A 17,374-nucleotide genomic window follows, 5' to 3' on the forward strand; every position below is an offset into this window, starting at 1 on the left:
ATTTAGGCTAAAAAAATTTAGCGCCAGTACCTCTATGAGGCTTACATTAATTATAGTACTAAAAATATATCAATTTTGAAAAAAAATTAAATTTATTGCCTATAATTTATATACATAGAGAGAAGGATAAAATTATGTATCAATTGGATAAATCAATTCATTTCATGATCATTGACGATGATGTAATTGATATCAAAGACATGCAAAGAACCTTTAAAAAAAATAATATTGATAACCCCCTTCACATTGCAACAAACGGATTAGAAGCATTAAATAAATTATTGGGGTTAAATGGCGAGAAAAAGATTATGCCCACCCCCCAAATTATTATCCTGGACATCAATATGCCTAAAATGAATGGCATAGAATTTATGAAAAATATCCGCGCCAATAATCAATTGAAATCACTGCTGATTTTTATTTTTACCACATCAAATAGTGAGAAGGATAAAATAGAGGCATACAACTTAAATGTGGCTGGCTATATAGTAAAACCTTTTCAGGTGTCACAATTTATGGAAATCATTTCATCATTACACCGTTATTGGAATTTACTCGAATTTCCTAATAAAGATAAGAGCAAGGACTAATCACTATTTTGTTTTCTGATTTGCTTAGGCCAAGTAAATGACATTGCTGTTCCATGGCCTACCTGAGATTGCACCATCACCTTGCCTCCCTGAGATTCAACAATTTTTTTCACGATACTCAAGCCAACACCGGTGGACTCCAATTCATCTCTTGATTTGAGGGTTTGAAAAACGATAAAAATTTTATCAAAAAATTCAGGCTCAATGCCTGGGCCATCATCTCTGATCGTAAACAGATAAAATGCCCCCAATGAATCGACCTCGATTTTGATTGTGCCCTTTTTTCGATGGTGATGTTTGATGCTATTGTTTATCAAATTGGACAACACCTGAATCAATGGAATCTTCGCTGTTTGAAAAACGGGTAAATGTTTAGGGTATATAAACTCAAATTGGCCCTCGGGATTAAGGCCTTCGATAATCTCTTTCAACATTGTTTTAGTATCCACAAGTTCAACATTCAAATCGACCCGACCAGCACGCGAATATTGTAATATGCCATCAATTAAATTCGACAAACGCAAAGTACGTTGGCGTAACAAAGCCAAGTGTTCTTTTGATTTCTCATCAATCTTGTCGGCATTATCCTCTTCAATCCAAGTGGCTAATCGTTCGATTGCACGCAAAGGTGCCTTTAAATCATGGGAGGTGATATAAGCAAATTGTTCCAATTCTTCATTGGTTTTAATCAGTTGATTTTCTACTCGCTTCGCTTCGGTAACGTCTTTGGAAATTAAAAGAAAACCCACAGGATTACCTGAATCATCTCGACGTAAGCTTAAGGTAACCGAAGCAAGAAAATGTGACCCATCTTTGCGAACCCGTTCAAACACTCCTTCAGCTTTCCCTTCCTGCAAAGCCTTTTGCATAAATTCTCGCACTGCTCCCGATTCAATGTCCTCGGGGATATGTAAAAAAAGTAGATTTTTTTTATTTACCATTTCGGAAGCATGGTAGCCATAATTGCGGTAAGCGCCCTCATTCCACACGATTATTTTTCCATTTAAATCGGTAGCGACAATCGAATAATCTATGGAACTTTCCAGTATATTTTGCAAAATACTTTTGGCATAAAAAGTGTCTTCGTCTGTTTTAATGGTTTGTGCCTCCAAATTGAGAATGCTTTTTTCCGCGCGCATACTCTCTTTGCTCTTGTGCTTTTCAGTCTGATTCAATTGTTGACCAAATGCTCCAAGAGTCTTTTTCCCACTTGTTTTTTTATTTTCGAGTATTTTTTGTGCTTTCTTATCATTGGAGTTTTGCATCCATTCATATTCCATTGTACCTTCCTCAAGAAATGAATCTTTTTTAAATATATCCATTGAATAGATAACTCTAATTATAGCGTGTGTTTGATGCACTTGCTGATTGATCATCAGCTTCAATGCTGGAAATGGAGTCTATATTTGGAGAAAATTCAGCCCTCGGCTGGAGACGAATGAGATCAATCACCATCCGGTATCTAGGGTACACCCATCGTTTTACCCTGCTCTAATACGAGTTGCGTATCGGATTAGATGCAATCAAGATGATAATTGGCTTGTCTTTGAGTACGACTATGATGAGAGTATGTGGGTTGCTTTTCATTGACTGCATCATCAAAATAAAAAGACCAGGTTTTTTGAATGCACTCTGGGTTGACTGTTTTTGTCCAAGTATTGAATTCGTTAACTAAACGATTCGATTGAATAAAAACCTTGGCGAAAGCACTACGCATAAACTCCGAATCTGACCAAGCAATTAGGGGAAGATGAGGATATTTTTGCAAAATAACGGCTGCAAGTTGGGGACCATGAGTCGATAATTCATCGATCAAATTCAATTCACCATCAATGATAACGAGATCGGGCACATGGGTATCGATACACGACAATGCGTCTTGACTATTACTCACAACATCTATTGATACCGATGCAATTACTGACTCTAAGAGTCGAGACAAACAAAATGCATTAAAGGCATTGTCTTCAATAATTAATACACGCATCGCATCCGGGCTCCCTGTTAGTTCAAGATTAAGTATAAAGATCAAACCTTAAGGAACAATTAAGAAATTATTTTTATAAATAATTATTTTTTAATGTGGGATTATGAGTCGTTGGTTACGGGAGAAGAGGTGGTAATTTAAAATAATTGATCACCTCTGAGAGGGAAATATTTTGCTTGAAACCTTGGGTTCATGATCGTTGAAAAAGTCATGCAGCACGGGTCTGCATTTCCAAGTAAAGCGATAAAGAGCTATCGCGCACCGCCGCCAACGCCACCCATGCCACCATGTCCACTACCCCCTTCTCCCGAGCCTTCTCCACCATAACCTTTTTCATTATTTGTTGAAAAAGGGGGGGAATTGGTATTACAGGAGCAAACAACAAAGGTGGTTCCGAGCAAACACAACGCAAAAATAGCTTTTTTCCATTGCTTCATAGTTAACATGTTTTGTCCTTATGAATGATTTATTTCTTTAGAGCTAATCTTAGCCCTTTGTCCATAAACATAATGGGGTAGCAAATCATTATGTTAACTTTCAATATAATATAAGTTGGTTCAAAATTCATTTCGAATCGAATCGTACTCACCTTATCGTGAATTATAATCCGCAATTAACTCCTCAATTACCTTCCATGACCTGTCAATGTCCTCAGGATTGGTCCCAGGTAATCTTGCACAGACAATAAGCGCTTTCCAAAGCGCCCAACCTCGAGCACGCGCCCATGTTGCTTGATCAAGTTGCAGCGTTTTACGAAAAACTTCACGACTCTCAGCTTTGAAAAATGTCCAAGCAATCACCAAGTCACATGCAGGATCACCGACTGCTAATTGGCCAAAATCAATTACCGCACACAGACGTCCTTCCTTGACTAATAAATTGCCTGGGGCAATATCTCCATGCACCCACACAGGAGCAGAGAGCCAAGCCTCACTCAGTGCCTTAGACCAGATTGAAGAAAGAGTCCCACTATCTATTTGGTGCCGCAAAATTTTAATGGCTTTTTGGGTCTCGGCATCATAAGTTGACAGTGCTCCGCCGCGGTAAAAACTGTGTTCGCCTGCTAGTGGACCACCACGCGCGTTAATCCCTTGTAATTGCAGCAAAAATTGAGCTAAATCCGCAGCAAATCGATTCATTTCATCAATACGCGCAATGGAGGCGCTTTGTCCCTCGATCCAGCGGTAAATCGACCAATGCCAAGGATAGTCTTCTGTGGGCTCGCCTTGTGCTAAAGGGGTCGGAATTGGCAAAGACAAATGAGATGCGAGATAGGGCAACCAACGCTGCTCCTTTTCTACTTGAAGCGCATAAAATCCATCACTTGGAAGGCGAACGGTCATTTCGCTGCCAAGATGAAAGGTTCTATTGTCCCAGCCGCTGAATTCTACAGGCTGAATGGATAAAGCAGACCATTGTGGGAATTGTGACTGAATCAGTCTGTGTACAAGTGAAACATCGATAGGTACGGTCATTGCTATCCCCACAAAGGTGGTTTCTTGGACAATTTTTACTTAACAATAAGTCAACGCTTTTGCTGAGCGCAAAAGCCTAGACCTCAACATCATGCGCCAATAAACGTCGATTCGCACGAAAATAAGTTGCTGGAGAATGCTCCAACAAATCCGACAGTTTTTCCATATAGATACAAGCAAAGCGATCGACTTGGTATGCAAAATAACTTTCCTCTGCCCCTGCGCGAAAAATACGTTCCCATTTCGGATTAAAATAGGTTTGCTGTTCTTTTAATAATTTTGTAAGTTGTGCATCAATTTTACTGATTTGCGCTTGCAGTTCTTGAATTTCATGGCTGTATTGGTTTGAGCTTTCATCAATCATTTTGGTGTATAGATTGACATATTGTTTTTCTAGTTCTTTCTTTACATTCATCGCTTCGCTAATTTTTTTCTCTACCGGCATAGCCCGTGCTTGCGCCGCTATCTCTTCTCCAAGCTCTTCAACAACCAAAGCAGTTCGCCAATTGCAGTCTTTCTTTAATCGTAAAATATCACCATAGATATGATCCCCAATATAAAGAATTTCATCGCCACGGACACGTAAATCTTCAGTAAATTTTTTGGCATTACCCCCTTGATACACCCCTGGAACGATAGACCCGCTCATATTAGTCATGGTCCCATTTACAGGATTAATCGACAAGAAACGGAGATTGTCATAAAAAAAACGAGGTTTATTCGCTAAGGTAATGACAAATTCAAATAAATTGATCCAACTCTCACCCTTTTTTAAAAAGGGGTTAATCGCATATTCTAGTAAGAGTTTGGTATAGGAATAGTCGGAATTGGTAAGAATAAAAATTTTTTTCCCATGATGGATAAAATGTTTCAAACCCTCGACTAATGCACGCTCTTTAATCACGTAAGTTGGCAGATTTTTACTGATGATTGTTTTTAAACTGCCATCTGAATGTACTTTATCCACACAAAATTGTACGTCTTGAGCGATGGTTTGATAACTGGGAATTTGCTCAGGATACAGGCTATCTTTCAAATCAACTAACTGGCCATATAAAACACAAAAAGCAATCGAAAAGGCGGTGTCGATTGCCATATAATTGGGATCACCTAAATCAACATAAATACTACGATAGATATTCTGTTGCTCGACAAAATCAATCTGTTTGGTGCCATGATAACTTTGTCGAATGGCCCCATAACGACTCAATTTCAAGATGTTACCGTTCTTGCTATCAATAACTAAACCACGGATTGCATCATGGTAATTAAAATTTAATTTTTTAATTTGTTCAGGATAATGTTTTACCTCAACCAGTTGTTCTTTGACAAGCTGATAAACCAAAGACTCAAAATTCTCCGAATTATAACGAATCAAGGTATGATCCATATCCAGACCAATTAACTTGATTTTTTTCATATTTAGAATTCGATTTACATAAACTTTATGTTCATTCATTAGCCTAAAACCTATTTGTTTTTGTAACCTGGTTGCTTGCAAGCAGGCTACGTGCATGCCATTCACTTAATGGCTCTTGGCCTTATCCTGCGTTCCGCGGCTTGTCCGCGGAATCCAGAAATCACCCCACCTCACTGGATCCCGCGGACAAGCCCCAGGACGTAGACAAGATCTATTTCACGCGCTTCACACCATCCTGAGAAGCCAATAAGACAACATCCGCCGTACGATGCGCAAAGATACCATTTTCGACAACGCCAGTGATGCGGTTAATCCGATCTTCCATATCCAAAGGTTCATTGATTGTTAAATTATATACATCAAGAATAATATTACCGTTATCCGTGATAAATCCTTCTCTGTACTCGGGATCGCCACCTAATGTTACTAATTGCCGAGCAACCATACTCCGTGCTAAAGGAATTACTTCAACAGCGACAGGAAAACGCCCTAAATGCTTTACAAGCTTTGAATCATCCACAATACAGATAAATTGTTCCGCCAACTGGGCTACAATTTTCTCCCGCGTATGCGCACCGCCCCCGCCTTTGATCATTTCGCCATGCTCAGTTACTTCATCAGCACCATCGATGTAAATAGGTAGCTCCTGTACTGAGTTCAAATCAATAACGGGAATACCTTCCTTTCTTAAGAGCGCTTCAGTCGCTTTAGAACTTGATACGCAGGCATCAATTTTATGCTTTATGGTTGCCAATTCTTTAATAAAGAAATTCACTGTGGATCCGGTCCCGACACCGACCACCATGTCCTCTTTAATAAATTGCAATGCAGCTTTTGCCGCTTTCATTTTTAATTCGCTCATTAAGAACCGCTCCCTTTTCTTTGCCTTACAATTTCATATAAAGAAACACCTGTGGCTACAGAAACATTCAAACTGGATACACTTCCTAACATGGGCAAAGAGAACAAACCGTCACAGTGCTCACGTGTCAGCCGACGTAGTCCTTCTCCTTCAGCCCCCATAACCATGGCGATATTCCCAGTGCAGTCTGTTTGATAAAGCGAGCTGGTTGCCTCACCCGCAGCACCATAAATCCAAACCCCATGCTCCTTTAATAGGTTCATGCTACGGACCAAATTAGTCACTCTGACTACAGGGATTGACTCGGCTGCACCACAGGCCACCTTACTGACCACAGGAGTAATACTGGCGCTTTTGTCTTTTGGTATCACGACAAAATCAACTCCGGTTGCATCTGCGGTACGCAGACATGCTCCCAAATTATGAGGATCAGTGACGCCATCCAAAATAAGTATCAAAACAGGCTGTTTACTGGACTCCAATAATGCAAGCAAATGAGATTCATTATAATCGGGTAACGCAGAAGCTGTTGCCACAATACCTTGGTGAGTAAAGTCTGCAAAGCGCTGATTCATTTTTTGCATACTCAATTTTTCAATGTGGACACCCATTTGCATGGCTTTATCAATGAGGTCCTGCAAGCGCAGGTCAGCACGTTCTTCACTGATATAGAGTTTCTTAGTCACTCGATGTGGATTGGCTAACAAAGCAGAAACCGCGTGTACCCCATAAACATACTGCTCACTCATTACTCTGTGGTTCCTCTACTGGCTCAAAATCAATTTTACGCTCATCCAAATCCACGCGGGCGACTAATACCGTCATCTTGTCTCCCAAACGATACACATGGCCACCACGTGTTCCGATTAGACGATGCTTTACAGAATCAAATGTATAATAATCATTTTTTAAAGATGTCACATGAACCAGACCTTCAACATAAATTTCATCAAGTTCTACGAAAATTCCAAAACCGGTTACTGCAGAAATACGCCCTTTGAATACTTGCCCCAATTTATCTTGCATGTACTCACATTTTAACCAGGCAACGACTTCGCGGGTCGCCTCATCAGCGCGTCGTTCAGTCATCGAAGCATGTTTACCTAAGCGATTCATATCTTCATGGGTATAATCAAACTCATAAATTGGCTTATTGTCCAACAAATGACCAATTGCGCGATGAATTAACAAATCCGGATACCGTCTGATGGGTGAAGTAAAATGGGTGTAGGCCGAATAAGCCAGACCAAAATGTCCTTCATTCGCCTCAACATAGTGTGCTTGTTTCAGAGAACGAAGCATTACCGTTTCAATCAGATGTTTGTCCGGTCGCCCCTCAATGGCATTCATAGTACGCTGAAAATCTTTAGGCCCAGGTTTTTTTCCACCGCTCAATTGCAATCCCAACTCACCTAAAAACTGTCTTAAGGCGGTAATTTTGTCTTCTTCTGGCGCCGCATGTACTCGATAAAGTGTAGGGATTTCAGCTTTTTCTAAAAATCGTGCGGTGGCAACATTCGCGGCCAGCATACATTCTTCAATCAATTTATGGGCATCATTGCGAATCACTGGAACGATACATTGAATTTTTTTATTTTCATCAAATTCGATGCGCGTTTCCGTGGTTTCGAAATCCATAGCGCCTCGAAGTTTACGGGTAACCAATAAAACATGGTACAAATCATGCAGCGCTTGCAATGTAGGCCATAAAGAGGCATGTTGTTCATCCGCAGCGTCCTGCTCAAGCCAAGAGCCCACTTGAGTATAAGTTAATCGGGCATGTGAATGAATGACTGCGCGATAAAAACGAGAGCGCGATATTTTACCTTCACTCGTGATCGCCATTTCAGCAACCATGCACAGCCGATCGACATGAGGATTTAACGAACATAATCCATTGGATAAGGCTTCCGGTAACATGGGAATGACTTTGCCAGGAAAATAAACGGAGTTACCGCGGCGCGCCGCTTCTTTATCCAATGGCGAATCGTGCATTACATAATTGCTAACATCAGCAATTGCCACATATAATTGGAAGCCGCCTTTGGGCTTTTTATAGCAATAGACTGCATCATCAAAATCTTTAGCATCTTCACCATCAATCGTCACAAAAGGCAGCCCACGCAAATCGGTACGGTCCTTAATTTGTTCTTCGGTGACATGTTGTGGGATTTTCGCTACTTCAATGCTTACATCCTCCGGCCATTCAAAAGGAATTCCGTGAGCATAAAGTGCCACTTGAATTTCCATACCGGGAGCCATATGCTCGCCTAAGACATGAATTACTTTGCCTATCGCTTGGGTTCGTTTACTTGGAAAGGCAATTAATTCGACCAAAACAATTTGACCATTTTTTGCCCCATTGACCAGTTCCGGCGGAATAGAAATATCCTGGGTTAAATGCTTGCTATCCGGTAAAACGAAACTCACACCATGATCTGTAAAAAACCTTCCCACAATAGTCGCATTAGCATGCTCAATCACTTCGTGGATTTTCGCCTCAGGCCTGCCTTTACGATCGACGCCAACCTGATAGGCAAGGACCAAGTCTCCATGCATAACCGCCCGCATTTCTTTAGCAGACAAAAACATATCTTCCGAACCGTCATCAGGAATAAAAAAGCCAAAACCATCTGGATGCCCCTGAACGGTGCCGCGCGATAGGTTAATTCGTTGCATTAAACAAAATCGCCCACGCCGGTCTTGCATAATTTGTCCATCGCGCAACATGGCTTTGAGTCGAAATCCCATGGACTCTTGTTTGCGTTCATCTTTTATTTGTAATTTATCGAATAATTGATTGCGCGACATAGGCTTACCGTATTCATTAAGAACGTCCATAATGAATTCGCGGCTGGGAACAGGATCGGAGTATTTTTCACTTTCCCGTTTATAAAAGGGATCTTTTGATTTTTTGCTCACCGTATATCCTGTTTGTATTTTGTGTTCATCGTATTAAATTTCTCATCATGTGCTCAGTTCTACCACTTATCCATGAAAGTAGCAAGATAAGTGGCTCTCCGCTTTACTGGGGTTTCGCTACAGGAATTACAAATCCACGTGTACCCACTGCCGCAGTTAATGCAGATAAGGACATATCTTCAGCTGCCCAAAACGTACTGCCTTTGTCATTAGCAGGAGTCTTTACACCTTTCCATTTGCACACAGCAATGAGACCTTCACAAGGTACTTGTTGCTCATGACCTGGCTTGGATTCAATGCAATTTAATGCAAATGGACCTTTATTTAAGGCTAATGCCGACCAATTGCCACCTTGTAAGCGCGTAGTCCAACCGGCACTGGCACTGGGATTTGCTACCGGATGAGTAATCCATATGTCTGTAGAAGCGAGATTATGGATAAAGACCAAGCTGCTTTTTTTAGCTTTTAGTGTCACTGCTTCACCTTGAACAGCAACTGCCTGACATCCCGCAGGGAAAGTCGATTCAGCGGCGACACAAAATGACCATAGCAAACAACACAAAAGAGCGAAGATTCTCATTACGTCCTCCCAAAATAAAAAATTGAACCTGTTTGTCCAATATTGCGGAACAGTTTAACAAGAATAAAATTATATTTATACAATAAGCCTATGTCGCTAGTCAGCCTTACTTGCTAAAATCAGTCTACTTTTCTTTTGCCAATGTAACAAATATGCATATCTGGGTAGATGCCGATGCGTGCCCCAAAGTAATTAAGGAAATTTTATTTCGTGCCGCAGTCCGTACACAAACGTCACTCACTTTAGTGGCGAACTCCTTCCTTACGTACCCTAGATCACCTTTCATCCGCGCAGTACAAGTCACCAAAGGGTTTGACAGTGCGGATCATTACATTGTGGAACATTTAGAACCTTTTGACCTGGTGATTACCGCCGACATCCCTTTAGCTGCAGAAGTTATTGCCAAAAAGGGATTAGCGATAAATCCGCGAGGCGAGGAATATACTGAAAACACCATCAAGCAACGGTTAAATTTAAGAGATATGCATGAACAATTACGGGCAACTGGAAATTTTTCTGGTGGCCCCGCTGCATTAAGTATCAAAGAAAAAACTGCTTTTGCTAATGCATTGGATCGATGTTTGGCAAAGAAAGTATCAAAATAATTAAATTTCCTGCCCCCTGTCCTCGTCATTACCAGCATTGGAGGAATCTTCATGCGGTAACAGCAAATCAGAGTGAGGGGGAGTACTTATTGCTGGCAATAAAGCCTCACCCCTACCACTATCATGCGCAGAACAATTCCATACTTCAAGCACGCTCACGAAAGAGCGTGTCATTAAAATTTGACAAATAATTTTCAGCAACCTAGATTTTAAATATGCACAAGAAGGATGATAACCTGCATGAAGCTGCTTCGGCATACCCTGTTTTTTATTACATTAGTGAGCAATACACTTGCTTATAGCGATCCCATTGTCGTTGGTGTGTCTAAATCAGCACCTCCTTTTTCAGCAGTGGCTGGCGGCGGTCATTATTTTGGCTTTTGTATCGATCTCATGAATGAAATATGCAAACGTCTTAATGAAACCTGTGAATATAAACCGATAACCATGAGAAACCAGATGGAGATGTTGAATTCAGGTAACATAGACATCACTTTTCCACCCGCCCCTATACCGCAAACACCATCGCAAGATTACATTTACAGTTTGCCTTACATGACCAGCAACGGCCAATTTTTAACCATGTCTCCAGACATAAAAACCCTTGCCGACATTAAAAACAAAAGAATAGGCACAGTACAAGAAAGCCACCTTCGCGACACGCTTCTACTTTATACGAGTCCAGATAACATCAAAGAATATCCCAAGGTTTCGCTCATGATTATGGCATTAGTCAATAATGAAGTGGATGCAATTATCATGAATGTGAATATTTTTAAGTATCTTACCAGTAATAAAGTTATTAATTTTCAAACTGTAGGCGCTCCTATTGTTCTAGGAAATGGATATGGGCTCATCACACTCCCCAAAAATGCCACTCTAATTGACAGAATCAATAAGGTGCTATTACAAATAGAAAACGATGGGACCTACGCCACCATTTATAATAAATATTTCGGCTCTAATTTGTAGCTCTATTCAGTATGAGTTAAACTGGCAGCTTTATAAAAAATACAGGATAAAACATGCCAGATAGTATCAATGTCGCAGAGATTACTAACCTCCACAAAAATTCCATCATCACATGGAAAGCTTCAGGAATAGTCCATCAACACCAAGAATTCTATCGGCTGGTTGAAGAAAATCATGCGTTTAACTATCAACTGTGGCATGCGGAAGATAGGGCTCGTCGTGATGATCTGGGCTATGAGTTTGTATATCAAGCGAAGCGGGAGATTGACCGTTTCAATCAATTGCGCAATAACCGTATGGAGGCGATGGATGAATGGCTTTTCAACCAACTGCAACCAGAGCACTTTAGTCGATGTCCAGTGAACTCTGAATCACCAGGAATGATTATTGATCGCCTGTCTATTTTGTCCTTGAAATCATACCATATGGACCTTCAAACGAAACGCGAAGATGCCACGGAAGAACATCGCAAAAATTGCGCGCATAAGTCAACCATCATCAATCAACAATTGGAACAATTAGCTCAGTGTTTCAACGAGTTGCTTGCGGAAGTAAAAGCAAAAAAACGTACGTTTCGAATCTATCATCAATTTAAAATGTATAATGATCCTAATCTAAACCCACAATTGTACTGCCGGAGTTAGGTACCACGTGATGCGTTAAATCTGAATCACTTTTTGAATGGGTCATTGTTCGATCTGGAGGGGGATTTTGAGGGGCTGTATCGTTATGAAAGAAGAAACTCCAAAGAGAAGGAGATGAACCGTTCCTCGACAGGGGATCCGAGGCGCTCCGTTTGAAAGAGTCACTTGATCCCCTATGGGACTGGGTCTTGCTTTTCTCCGTCGACACGTCGTCCTGGCCAGCTTCTTTCGCCTTAACCTGACCTAGAGGTGGACGCCCCAATCCACGAGCCAAAGCTCTAAGGCCTAGAACTAATGAAAATAAGACTGCGTTAGCTATCGCCAATAGACCCATTGCCGGTGTTTCTTGGTAATGTCCCTCTGAATCCATTTCCTGAAAAGGGGACATGACAAAATTAGAGAAATTAAATCCCTTAGAAAGACCGGAAGCGAGAGAACGACCTACCTCACACCGTTCTTGAAAGAAGCTTTGTGGTGAAGAGCTGATACAAAGCCCATCTTTTAATGAAGTTTTAAAATGATCTGCTGTTAACAGTTCAGCTTCTTTTTGCCCCTCTAACTCCTTTTTCATCGCTTGTACTTGTTCATAAGGGTGTTCTTTTTCAAGCTCTGCTTTTTGTTGCTGCATATGCCGATAATGAGCATGCAAGGTATAAGCAGTCATTCCGGCCATTAACACCAAACCAGAAACAATAAAGGCAGCAAGTAGCGCAGGAGGAAAGGCACTTGCAGAAATTAAAAATACCGTGGAAACAGTAAATAAAATACTCGTCAATACTCCATAAGCAAACAAACCATATTTCATTCCCAATAAACCCGCAGTAAGATAACTGTGATTGGTTTGATTTTGTAATAATTGACGTTCTTCTTCAAACTCTTGAATTAATTGACAAACTTGCTTTTTCAACCGCTTCAATTCCAAGGGGTCTACTGCCTTACGATTACCATTTTCTTTTAACTCAATTAATTTGGCATAAGTGAGCTCTAATTCTTTGGTCGTTAACGCCAATTTACAGCGGGTTTGCGTAATTTCCAATCGTAATTGGAAATCATATTCCTCATAAACTCGTGTAACAACACAGGCTACTGTGTACAAAGCACTAACGACTGCCATGGCGAGAAAAAGGGGCGGAGAGAGCACTGAAAGACTGACCACACCGATATAAAGATATAAACCATCAATCAATCCACCCGTTCCTACCGCTAAAAAGGCATAAAAACGGTCCTCTGCACTCTGATATTCTATGCGATCTAAATAAGATTTACGTTCTAAGGGTGCTAATGAAGTCAACTGCTGGATTTCAAGTAAAAGCTCTTTATTATCATTCATTTGCTTTTTACGCCGCTCGACCATACTGCGTATCCAGAAGCGATTAGCGGCAGCAAACACACCCAATACCAAACCAACAGGAATGACCATGTACTTAAGATCCATCCCGCTGATCATGCTTATGAGTTGTACGGTACTTCGCCATCCCTTATACGCATTTTTTAAACCCTTCATTACGTCACGAAAATAGGGCCAAGCAGCTGCGATGAATTTTTTTACGGAATTATTTTCTTCTCCATCAAAAACACTAGCGAGAAAGGAAAAAGACACTAAAAAAATTGCCTCTGAAGCCACTGCGGCAATGCCCTCAGGGGAGGTGAGTATCTTACGGATCAAGTCAGCGTCGCTCTTGGCAATAAATACTTCTAGGAAGTATTTAAACATACTGTACGAGGAGCTTAGGGAATCGAGAACAGCATAAGCATGATAGATGTAACGATCTTTATCGAGTTTTTGCGCGAGGAGCCTACTTTGCGCGTCAATACGGCCGGCGATTGCCAAGAGGAAAACGAGTTCTTTTGAATTTAAAGATGAACCTTCTTCGCCCTTAATAGACATTCTTACACACAAAAATGACCGTAGGTTAGGATGGCGCGAATTATATAGATAATTGTGCTTGATGTCAATAATCGTTTCATCCTGAATCAAAAACACACAATTCAGATGGCGGTTGATTAGAATATCACACTCAGTTCGTACAAAAAATATTTCTTTAAACCCAATTACGGGTTGTGACTTAAGAGGCAAAACCTGCTACGATATTGCACTAATAACTAAAACTACTCAGGAAAGAGGATTAAATGAGATCGATACTAGCTCTCTTTATTTTTGCAGCACTAATGACTGGACCTGTTATGGCATCGAATGAAACACAAATTTACGGGTATGTTGAGAAAGTTACGTTTCCAGATAAAAATTTAACACTCTCAGCAAAACTGGATACCGGAGCTAAGTCAGCGTCATTAAATGCAACCAATATTACCGAAATTACTAAAAATGGCGTCCCTTATTTGCGTTTTACGGTTCCAACAAAAACCGGAGATTTTCAATTTGAGGCAGAATACAAAGGCCGAGTCAAAATTAAAGTTCGTGATGGAGAGCATGGTTCAGAAATACTCGCACACGCCCCCATCAAACGTCCTGTTGTACTGCTCGCCATACAACTCGGAGATAAAGTCAAAACGATTAAAGTCAATTTAACCAATCGCAAACGCTTCCTCTACCCCTTGCTTTTAGGAAGAGATGCAATTATTGCTTTTAATGGTGCGGTAAATCCTGCACTGACATTTACGTTGAGAAATCAGAGTCTTAAGAAATAATGAAAAATAATGCGCGTCATGTTTATGGACTTATTTTTACTTTATTTATCCTAGGGACAGGGATTTTTTTATACCGACACTTTATACTTGATGTGCCACTGACTGACACTGAAACAATAAACAGTTGGACGGTTGAGTCGAATTTGCGTTTTGTTGCAGATCCGAATACACCAATCAAGGCGAGTTTTAATATACCCTATTTACCGACACATTTTGCGATTTTAGATGAGTATTTTGTATCAAGGAGTTATGGGGTAACCACCAATTTAAATGGGGATAATCGGGAAACCGTATGGTCTATCAGACGCGCACATGGCCCACAGTCCTTATATTACCGAGCAATTTTTCGGCAAACCGAGGGAAATGAATCTTCATTAGGAACCCCACCGGCAGTCAAAACACAGCCGCTTGAAGAAAGCCAAAAATCTGCAGTAGAAACCATTACTAACCAAGTAAGACAATCCTCGGCAGACATTAAAACTTTTGCCCAAAGTACGATTAAGGAACTGAATAAAAAAGATGGGAATGCTAAGTTATTGACCGGCAATGATTTTAGTGACGAACGCTTGATTAATGCAGCAATTCTTATTTTGAACCAGTCTAAAATTGCAGCGATTCCAGTAAAAGGAATTTATCTATCCCAAAAAAGCAAGGCGGAGCTCAGTTCATTTTTGGCCGTCTTTAATGGCAAAAATTGGGTTTACATAAATCCTAGAACAGGTAGCGCTGGATTACCTAAAGATTTTCTTGTCTGGCAATATGGTAATGAACCTGTATTTAACGTCATTGGTGGTAAAAAAGCTCAATTTAGTTTAACGGTGTCACCTACCCCCATAAATGCCTTAAGCATTGCCAAATCGAGAGGACTGCAATCAGACTCACAATTATTGCGCTTCTCTTTATTGCAACTACCCGTCAACGTGCAGGCAACTTATAAAATTTTATTAACAGTACCTATAGGTGCGTTTATTATCCTGATTCTGCGTAACTTTATCGGGATTAAAACATTCGGTACGTTCATGCCTGTTTTAATTGCTTTAGCCTTTAGAGAGACTCATGTAATCTGGGGCATTTCCCTCTTTGTCATTATTGTATCTTTTGGCCTACTGGCACGGTTTTATCTGGATCAATTAAGGTTGCTTTTGGTACCAAGGCTCGCGGCAATTCTAACTGTTGTCATTTTGCTGATGATCTTTATAAGCGTCATCAGTCAAAATCTAGGTTTGGATATAGGGCTATCAGTTGCTTTATTCCCTATGGTCATTTTAACCATGACCATAGAACGTATGTGCATTACCTGGGATGAGCGAGGTGCCTCCGAGGCAATAAAATCGGGGATAGGCAGTCTAGTCGCAGCCGTAATTTCTTACTGGGCAATGAGCTATGAACCATTACAATATCTGGTCTTTGCGTTCCCTGAGCTTCTTTTAGTTCTGCTCGCTTTAATATTGTGGTTCGGACAATATCGAGGATACCGATTATTTGAGTTGAAGCGCTTTAAATCACTTGCGAGACATGTAGAATGATAACGCTGTTTCGTCGCTTAAAAAATCACGGGATACTCAGTATCAACCAGCGTAATACTGATTTTGTATTACGCTACAATCCAAGAAAATTGTTCCCTCTGGTTGATGATAAATTAAAAACAAAAAAATTGGCGCTAAAGGCAGGAATCGCTGTTCCCCCCCTATATGACATTATCGAAACAGAACAACAAATTAAAACCATAGAAGAACGCTTAGAGCCTTACAACGATTTTGTGGTCAAACCCGCGCGGGGCTCAGGTGGTGATGGTATTTTAGTGTTTAAAGATAAAGTCTATGGACGTTATCGACAAATTAATGGAAAGTTAACCACAACTCAGGAGCTGAGCTATCATTTATCATGCCTGCTCTCTGGGGCATACAGTCTTGGTGGCTCCTCAGATTATGCAATTATAGAGAAACGAGTCGTAGTTGATCCGGTATTTGCTGAGGTAAGCTACGAAGGCATTCCTGATATTCGAATTATCAGCCTACTGGGTTATCCTGCTATGGCCATGGTAAGGCTGCCAACCCGTTTGTCCGGTGGCAAAGCCAATCTACATCAAGGTGCAATTGGTGTTGGTGTCGATCTTGCTACGGGAAAAACCCTTGGTGGGGTATTTCATAACGACATCATTGATTATCACCCAGATACACTCAATCCTATTGTGGATATAGAGGTACCTTATTGGAACAAAATACTGGAGATTGCTTCCAGCTGCTACGACCTCACTGGCCTAGGTTATCTTGGGGTAGATATAGTCCTCGATAAAGAACAAGGACCTTTGATGCTCGAACTCAATGCCCGACCTGGTCTAAATATTCAAATTGCGAATAGGGAAGGTGGTTTGAAACGTTACCGAACAATCGAAGCGCACTATCAGGAACACCCTAACGAATCAGTAGCCGAAAAAGTGGCCTTTAGTCGAGAACATTTTGCCCGCTTAAAAGAATAGCACCTGCTGGTCTTGTCCTCCACCTCCCGAGCGATAATGAGGGTATCTCCCGCCGAAGGACAGGATGCGCTCCCTCACTAGCTTGGGTATGAGGTCGCTCAAAAAAATACTTAAGAAGCACATCAAACGCTGAGGAGTTTACGGCGAAGGATCTCCTAATTGATGACACATTTTCGATACAGGATAAAT

The 17,374-nt window shown here is 40.8% G+C and carries 17 protein-coding genes; 7 read left to right on the plus strand and 10 right to left on the minus strand.

Annotated elements, in window-relative coordinates; translation table 11 throughout:
• Positions 1-134 precede the first annotated feature (134 nt).
• Positions 135-590 carry a response regulator gene (locus OQJ13_RS08315; protein ID WP_265703763.1) on the plus strand — a complete coding sequence of 152 codons (456 nt, stop codon included), beginning with the start codon at positions 135-137 and terminating at the stop codon, positions 588-590.
• On the opposite strand, the gene OQJ13_RS08320 is transcribed toward OQJ13_RS08315, so the two are convergent.
• The 9 genes from OQJ13_RS08320 to OQJ13_RS08360 form a co-directional block, all read right to left on the minus strand.
• Positions 587-1,870, minus strand: a complete 1,284-nt coding sequence (locus tag OQJ13_RS08320) for a sensor histidine kinase (RefSeq protein WP_265710409.1) — start codon at positions 1,868-1,870, stop codon at positions 587-589. The genes OQJ13_RS08315 and OQJ13_RS08320 overlap by 4 nt on opposite strands.
• A 233-nt stretch (positions 1,871-2,103) precedes the next feature.
• Positions 2,104-2,577 (minus strand): response regulator, encoded by a 474-nt coding sequence (locus OQJ13_RS08325; RefSeq protein WP_265710410.1) that lies wholly within the window; start codon positions 2,575-2,577, stop codon positions 2,104-2,106.
• A 251-nt stretch (positions 2,578-2,828) separates the two neighbouring features.
• Positions 2,829-3,023 carry a hypothetical protein gene (locus OQJ13_RS08330; RefSeq protein ID WP_265710411.1) on the minus strand — a complete coding sequence of 65 codons (195 nt, stop codon included), beginning with the start codon at positions 3,021-3,023 and terminating at the stop codon, positions 2,829-2,831.
• Between the two features lie 144 nt (positions 3,024-3,167).
• Positions 3,168-4,052 (minus strand): aminoglycoside phosphotransferase family protein, encoded by an 885-nt coding sequence (locus OQJ13_RS08335; RefSeq protein WP_265710412.1) that lies wholly within the window; start codon positions 4,050-4,052, stop codon positions 3,168-3,170.
• 76 nt (positions 4,053-4,128) lie between these two features.
• Positions 4,129-5,511: an HAD-IG family 5'-nucleotidase gene (locus tag OQJ13_RS08340; RefSeq protein WP_028381535.1), complete on the minus strand. Its 1,383-nt coding sequence runs from the start codon at positions 5,509-5,511 to the stop codon at positions 4,129-4,131.
• A gap of 172 nt (positions 5,512-5,683) precedes the next feature.
• Entirely contained in the window at positions 5,684-6,334 is a 651-nt protein-coding gene (gene rpiA / locus OQJ13_RS08345) for a ribose-5-phosphate isomerase RpiA (RefSeq protein WP_265710413.1), read from the minus strand.
• Entirely contained in the window at positions 6,334-7,083 is a 750-nt protein-coding gene (gene rlmB, locus OQJ13_RS08350) for a 23S rRNA (guanosine(2251)-2'-O)-methyltransferase RlmB (RefSeq protein ID WP_265710414.1), read from the minus strand. Before rlmB ends, rpiA begins: the two co-directional genes overlap by 1 nt.
• On the minus strand, positions 7,076-9,256 hold the full coding sequence (gene rnr, locus OQJ13_RS08355; protein ID WP_265710415.1) for a ribonuclease R: 2,181 nt from the start codon (positions 9,254-9,256) through the stop codon (positions 7,076-7,078). Before rnr ends, rlmB begins: the two co-directional genes overlap by 8 nt.
• A gap of 103 nt (positions 9,257-9,359) precedes the next feature.
• Positions 9,360-9,836 carry a hypothetical protein gene (locus tag OQJ13_RS08360; RefSeq protein ID WP_265710416.1) on the minus strand — a complete coding sequence of 159 codons (477 nt, stop codon included), beginning with the start codon at positions 9,834-9,836 and terminating at the stop codon, positions 9,360-9,362.
• 152 nt (positions 9,837-9,988) lie between these two features.
• Between OQJ13_RS08360 and OQJ13_RS08365 the strand changes: the two genes are divergently transcribed.
• The 3 genes from OQJ13_RS08365 (at position 9,989) to OQJ13_RS08375 (ending at position 12,057) form a co-directional block, all read left to right on the plus strand.
• Positions 9,989-10,441: a YaiI/YqxD family protein gene (locus OQJ13_RS08365; protein ID WP_265710417.1), complete on the plus strand. Its 453-nt coding sequence runs from the start codon at positions 9,989-9,991 to the stop codon at positions 10,439-10,441.
• A 240-nt stretch (positions 10,442-10,681) separates the two neighbouring features.
• A complete protein-coding gene (locus tag OQJ13_RS08370; protein ID WP_265710418.1) occupies positions 10,682-11,413 on the plus strand; it encodes a transporter substrate-binding domain-containing protein in 732 nt (243 codons plus the stop codon).
• Between the two features lie 53 nt (positions 11,414-11,466).
• Positions 11,467-12,057 carry a DUF4254 domain-containing protein gene (locus tag OQJ13_RS08375; protein ID WP_265710419.1) on the plus strand — a complete coding sequence of 197 codons (591 nt, stop codon included), beginning with the start codon at positions 11,467-11,469 and terminating at the stop codon, positions 12,055-12,057.
• On the opposite strand, the gene OQJ13_RS08380 is transcribed toward OQJ13_RS08375, so the two are convergent.
• Positions 12,023-13,945 carry a hypothetical protein gene (locus tag OQJ13_RS08380; RefSeq protein ID WP_265710420.1) on the minus strand — a complete coding sequence of 641 codons (1,923 nt, stop codon included), beginning with the start codon at positions 13,943-13,945 and terminating at the stop codon, positions 12,023-12,025. The two genes, OQJ13_RS08375 and OQJ13_RS08380, sit on opposite strands and share 35 nt — an antisense overlap.
• 242 nt (positions 13,946-14,187) lie before the next feature.
• Between OQJ13_RS08380 and OQJ13_RS08385 the strand changes: the two genes are divergently transcribed.
• The 3 genes from OQJ13_RS08385 to OQJ13_RS08395 are packed head-to-tail and all read left to right on the plus strand — an operon-like array spanning position 14,188 to position 17,185.
• Entirely contained in the window at positions 14,188-14,706 is a 519-nt protein-coding gene (locus tag OQJ13_RS08385) for an ATP-dependent zinc protease (RefSeq protein ID WP_265710421.1), read from the plus strand.
• Positions 14,706-16,232, plus strand: a complete 1,527-nt coding sequence (locus tag OQJ13_RS08390; protein WP_265710422.1) for an inactive transglutaminase family protein — start codon at positions 14,706-14,708, stop codon at positions 16,230-16,232. Before OQJ13_RS08385 ends, OQJ13_RS08390 begins: the two co-directional genes overlap by 1 nt.
• The gene (locus OQJ13_RS08395) at positions 16,229-17,185 is read left to right on the plus strand and encodes an alpha-L-glutamate ligase-like protein (RefSeq protein ID WP_265710423.1); all 957 of its coding nucleotides are present in this window, start codon (positions 16,229-16,231) and stop codon (positions 17,183-17,185) included. The genes OQJ13_RS08390 and OQJ13_RS08395 overlap by 4 nt, the downstream gene beginning before the upstream one ends.
• Positions 17,186-17,374: the final 189 nt, after the last annotated feature.

The sequence above is a fragment of the Legionella sp. PATHC035 genome (assembly GCF_026191115.1).
Taxonomy (GTDB): Bacteria; Pseudomonadota; Gammaproteobacteria; order Legionellales; family Legionellaceae; genus Legionella.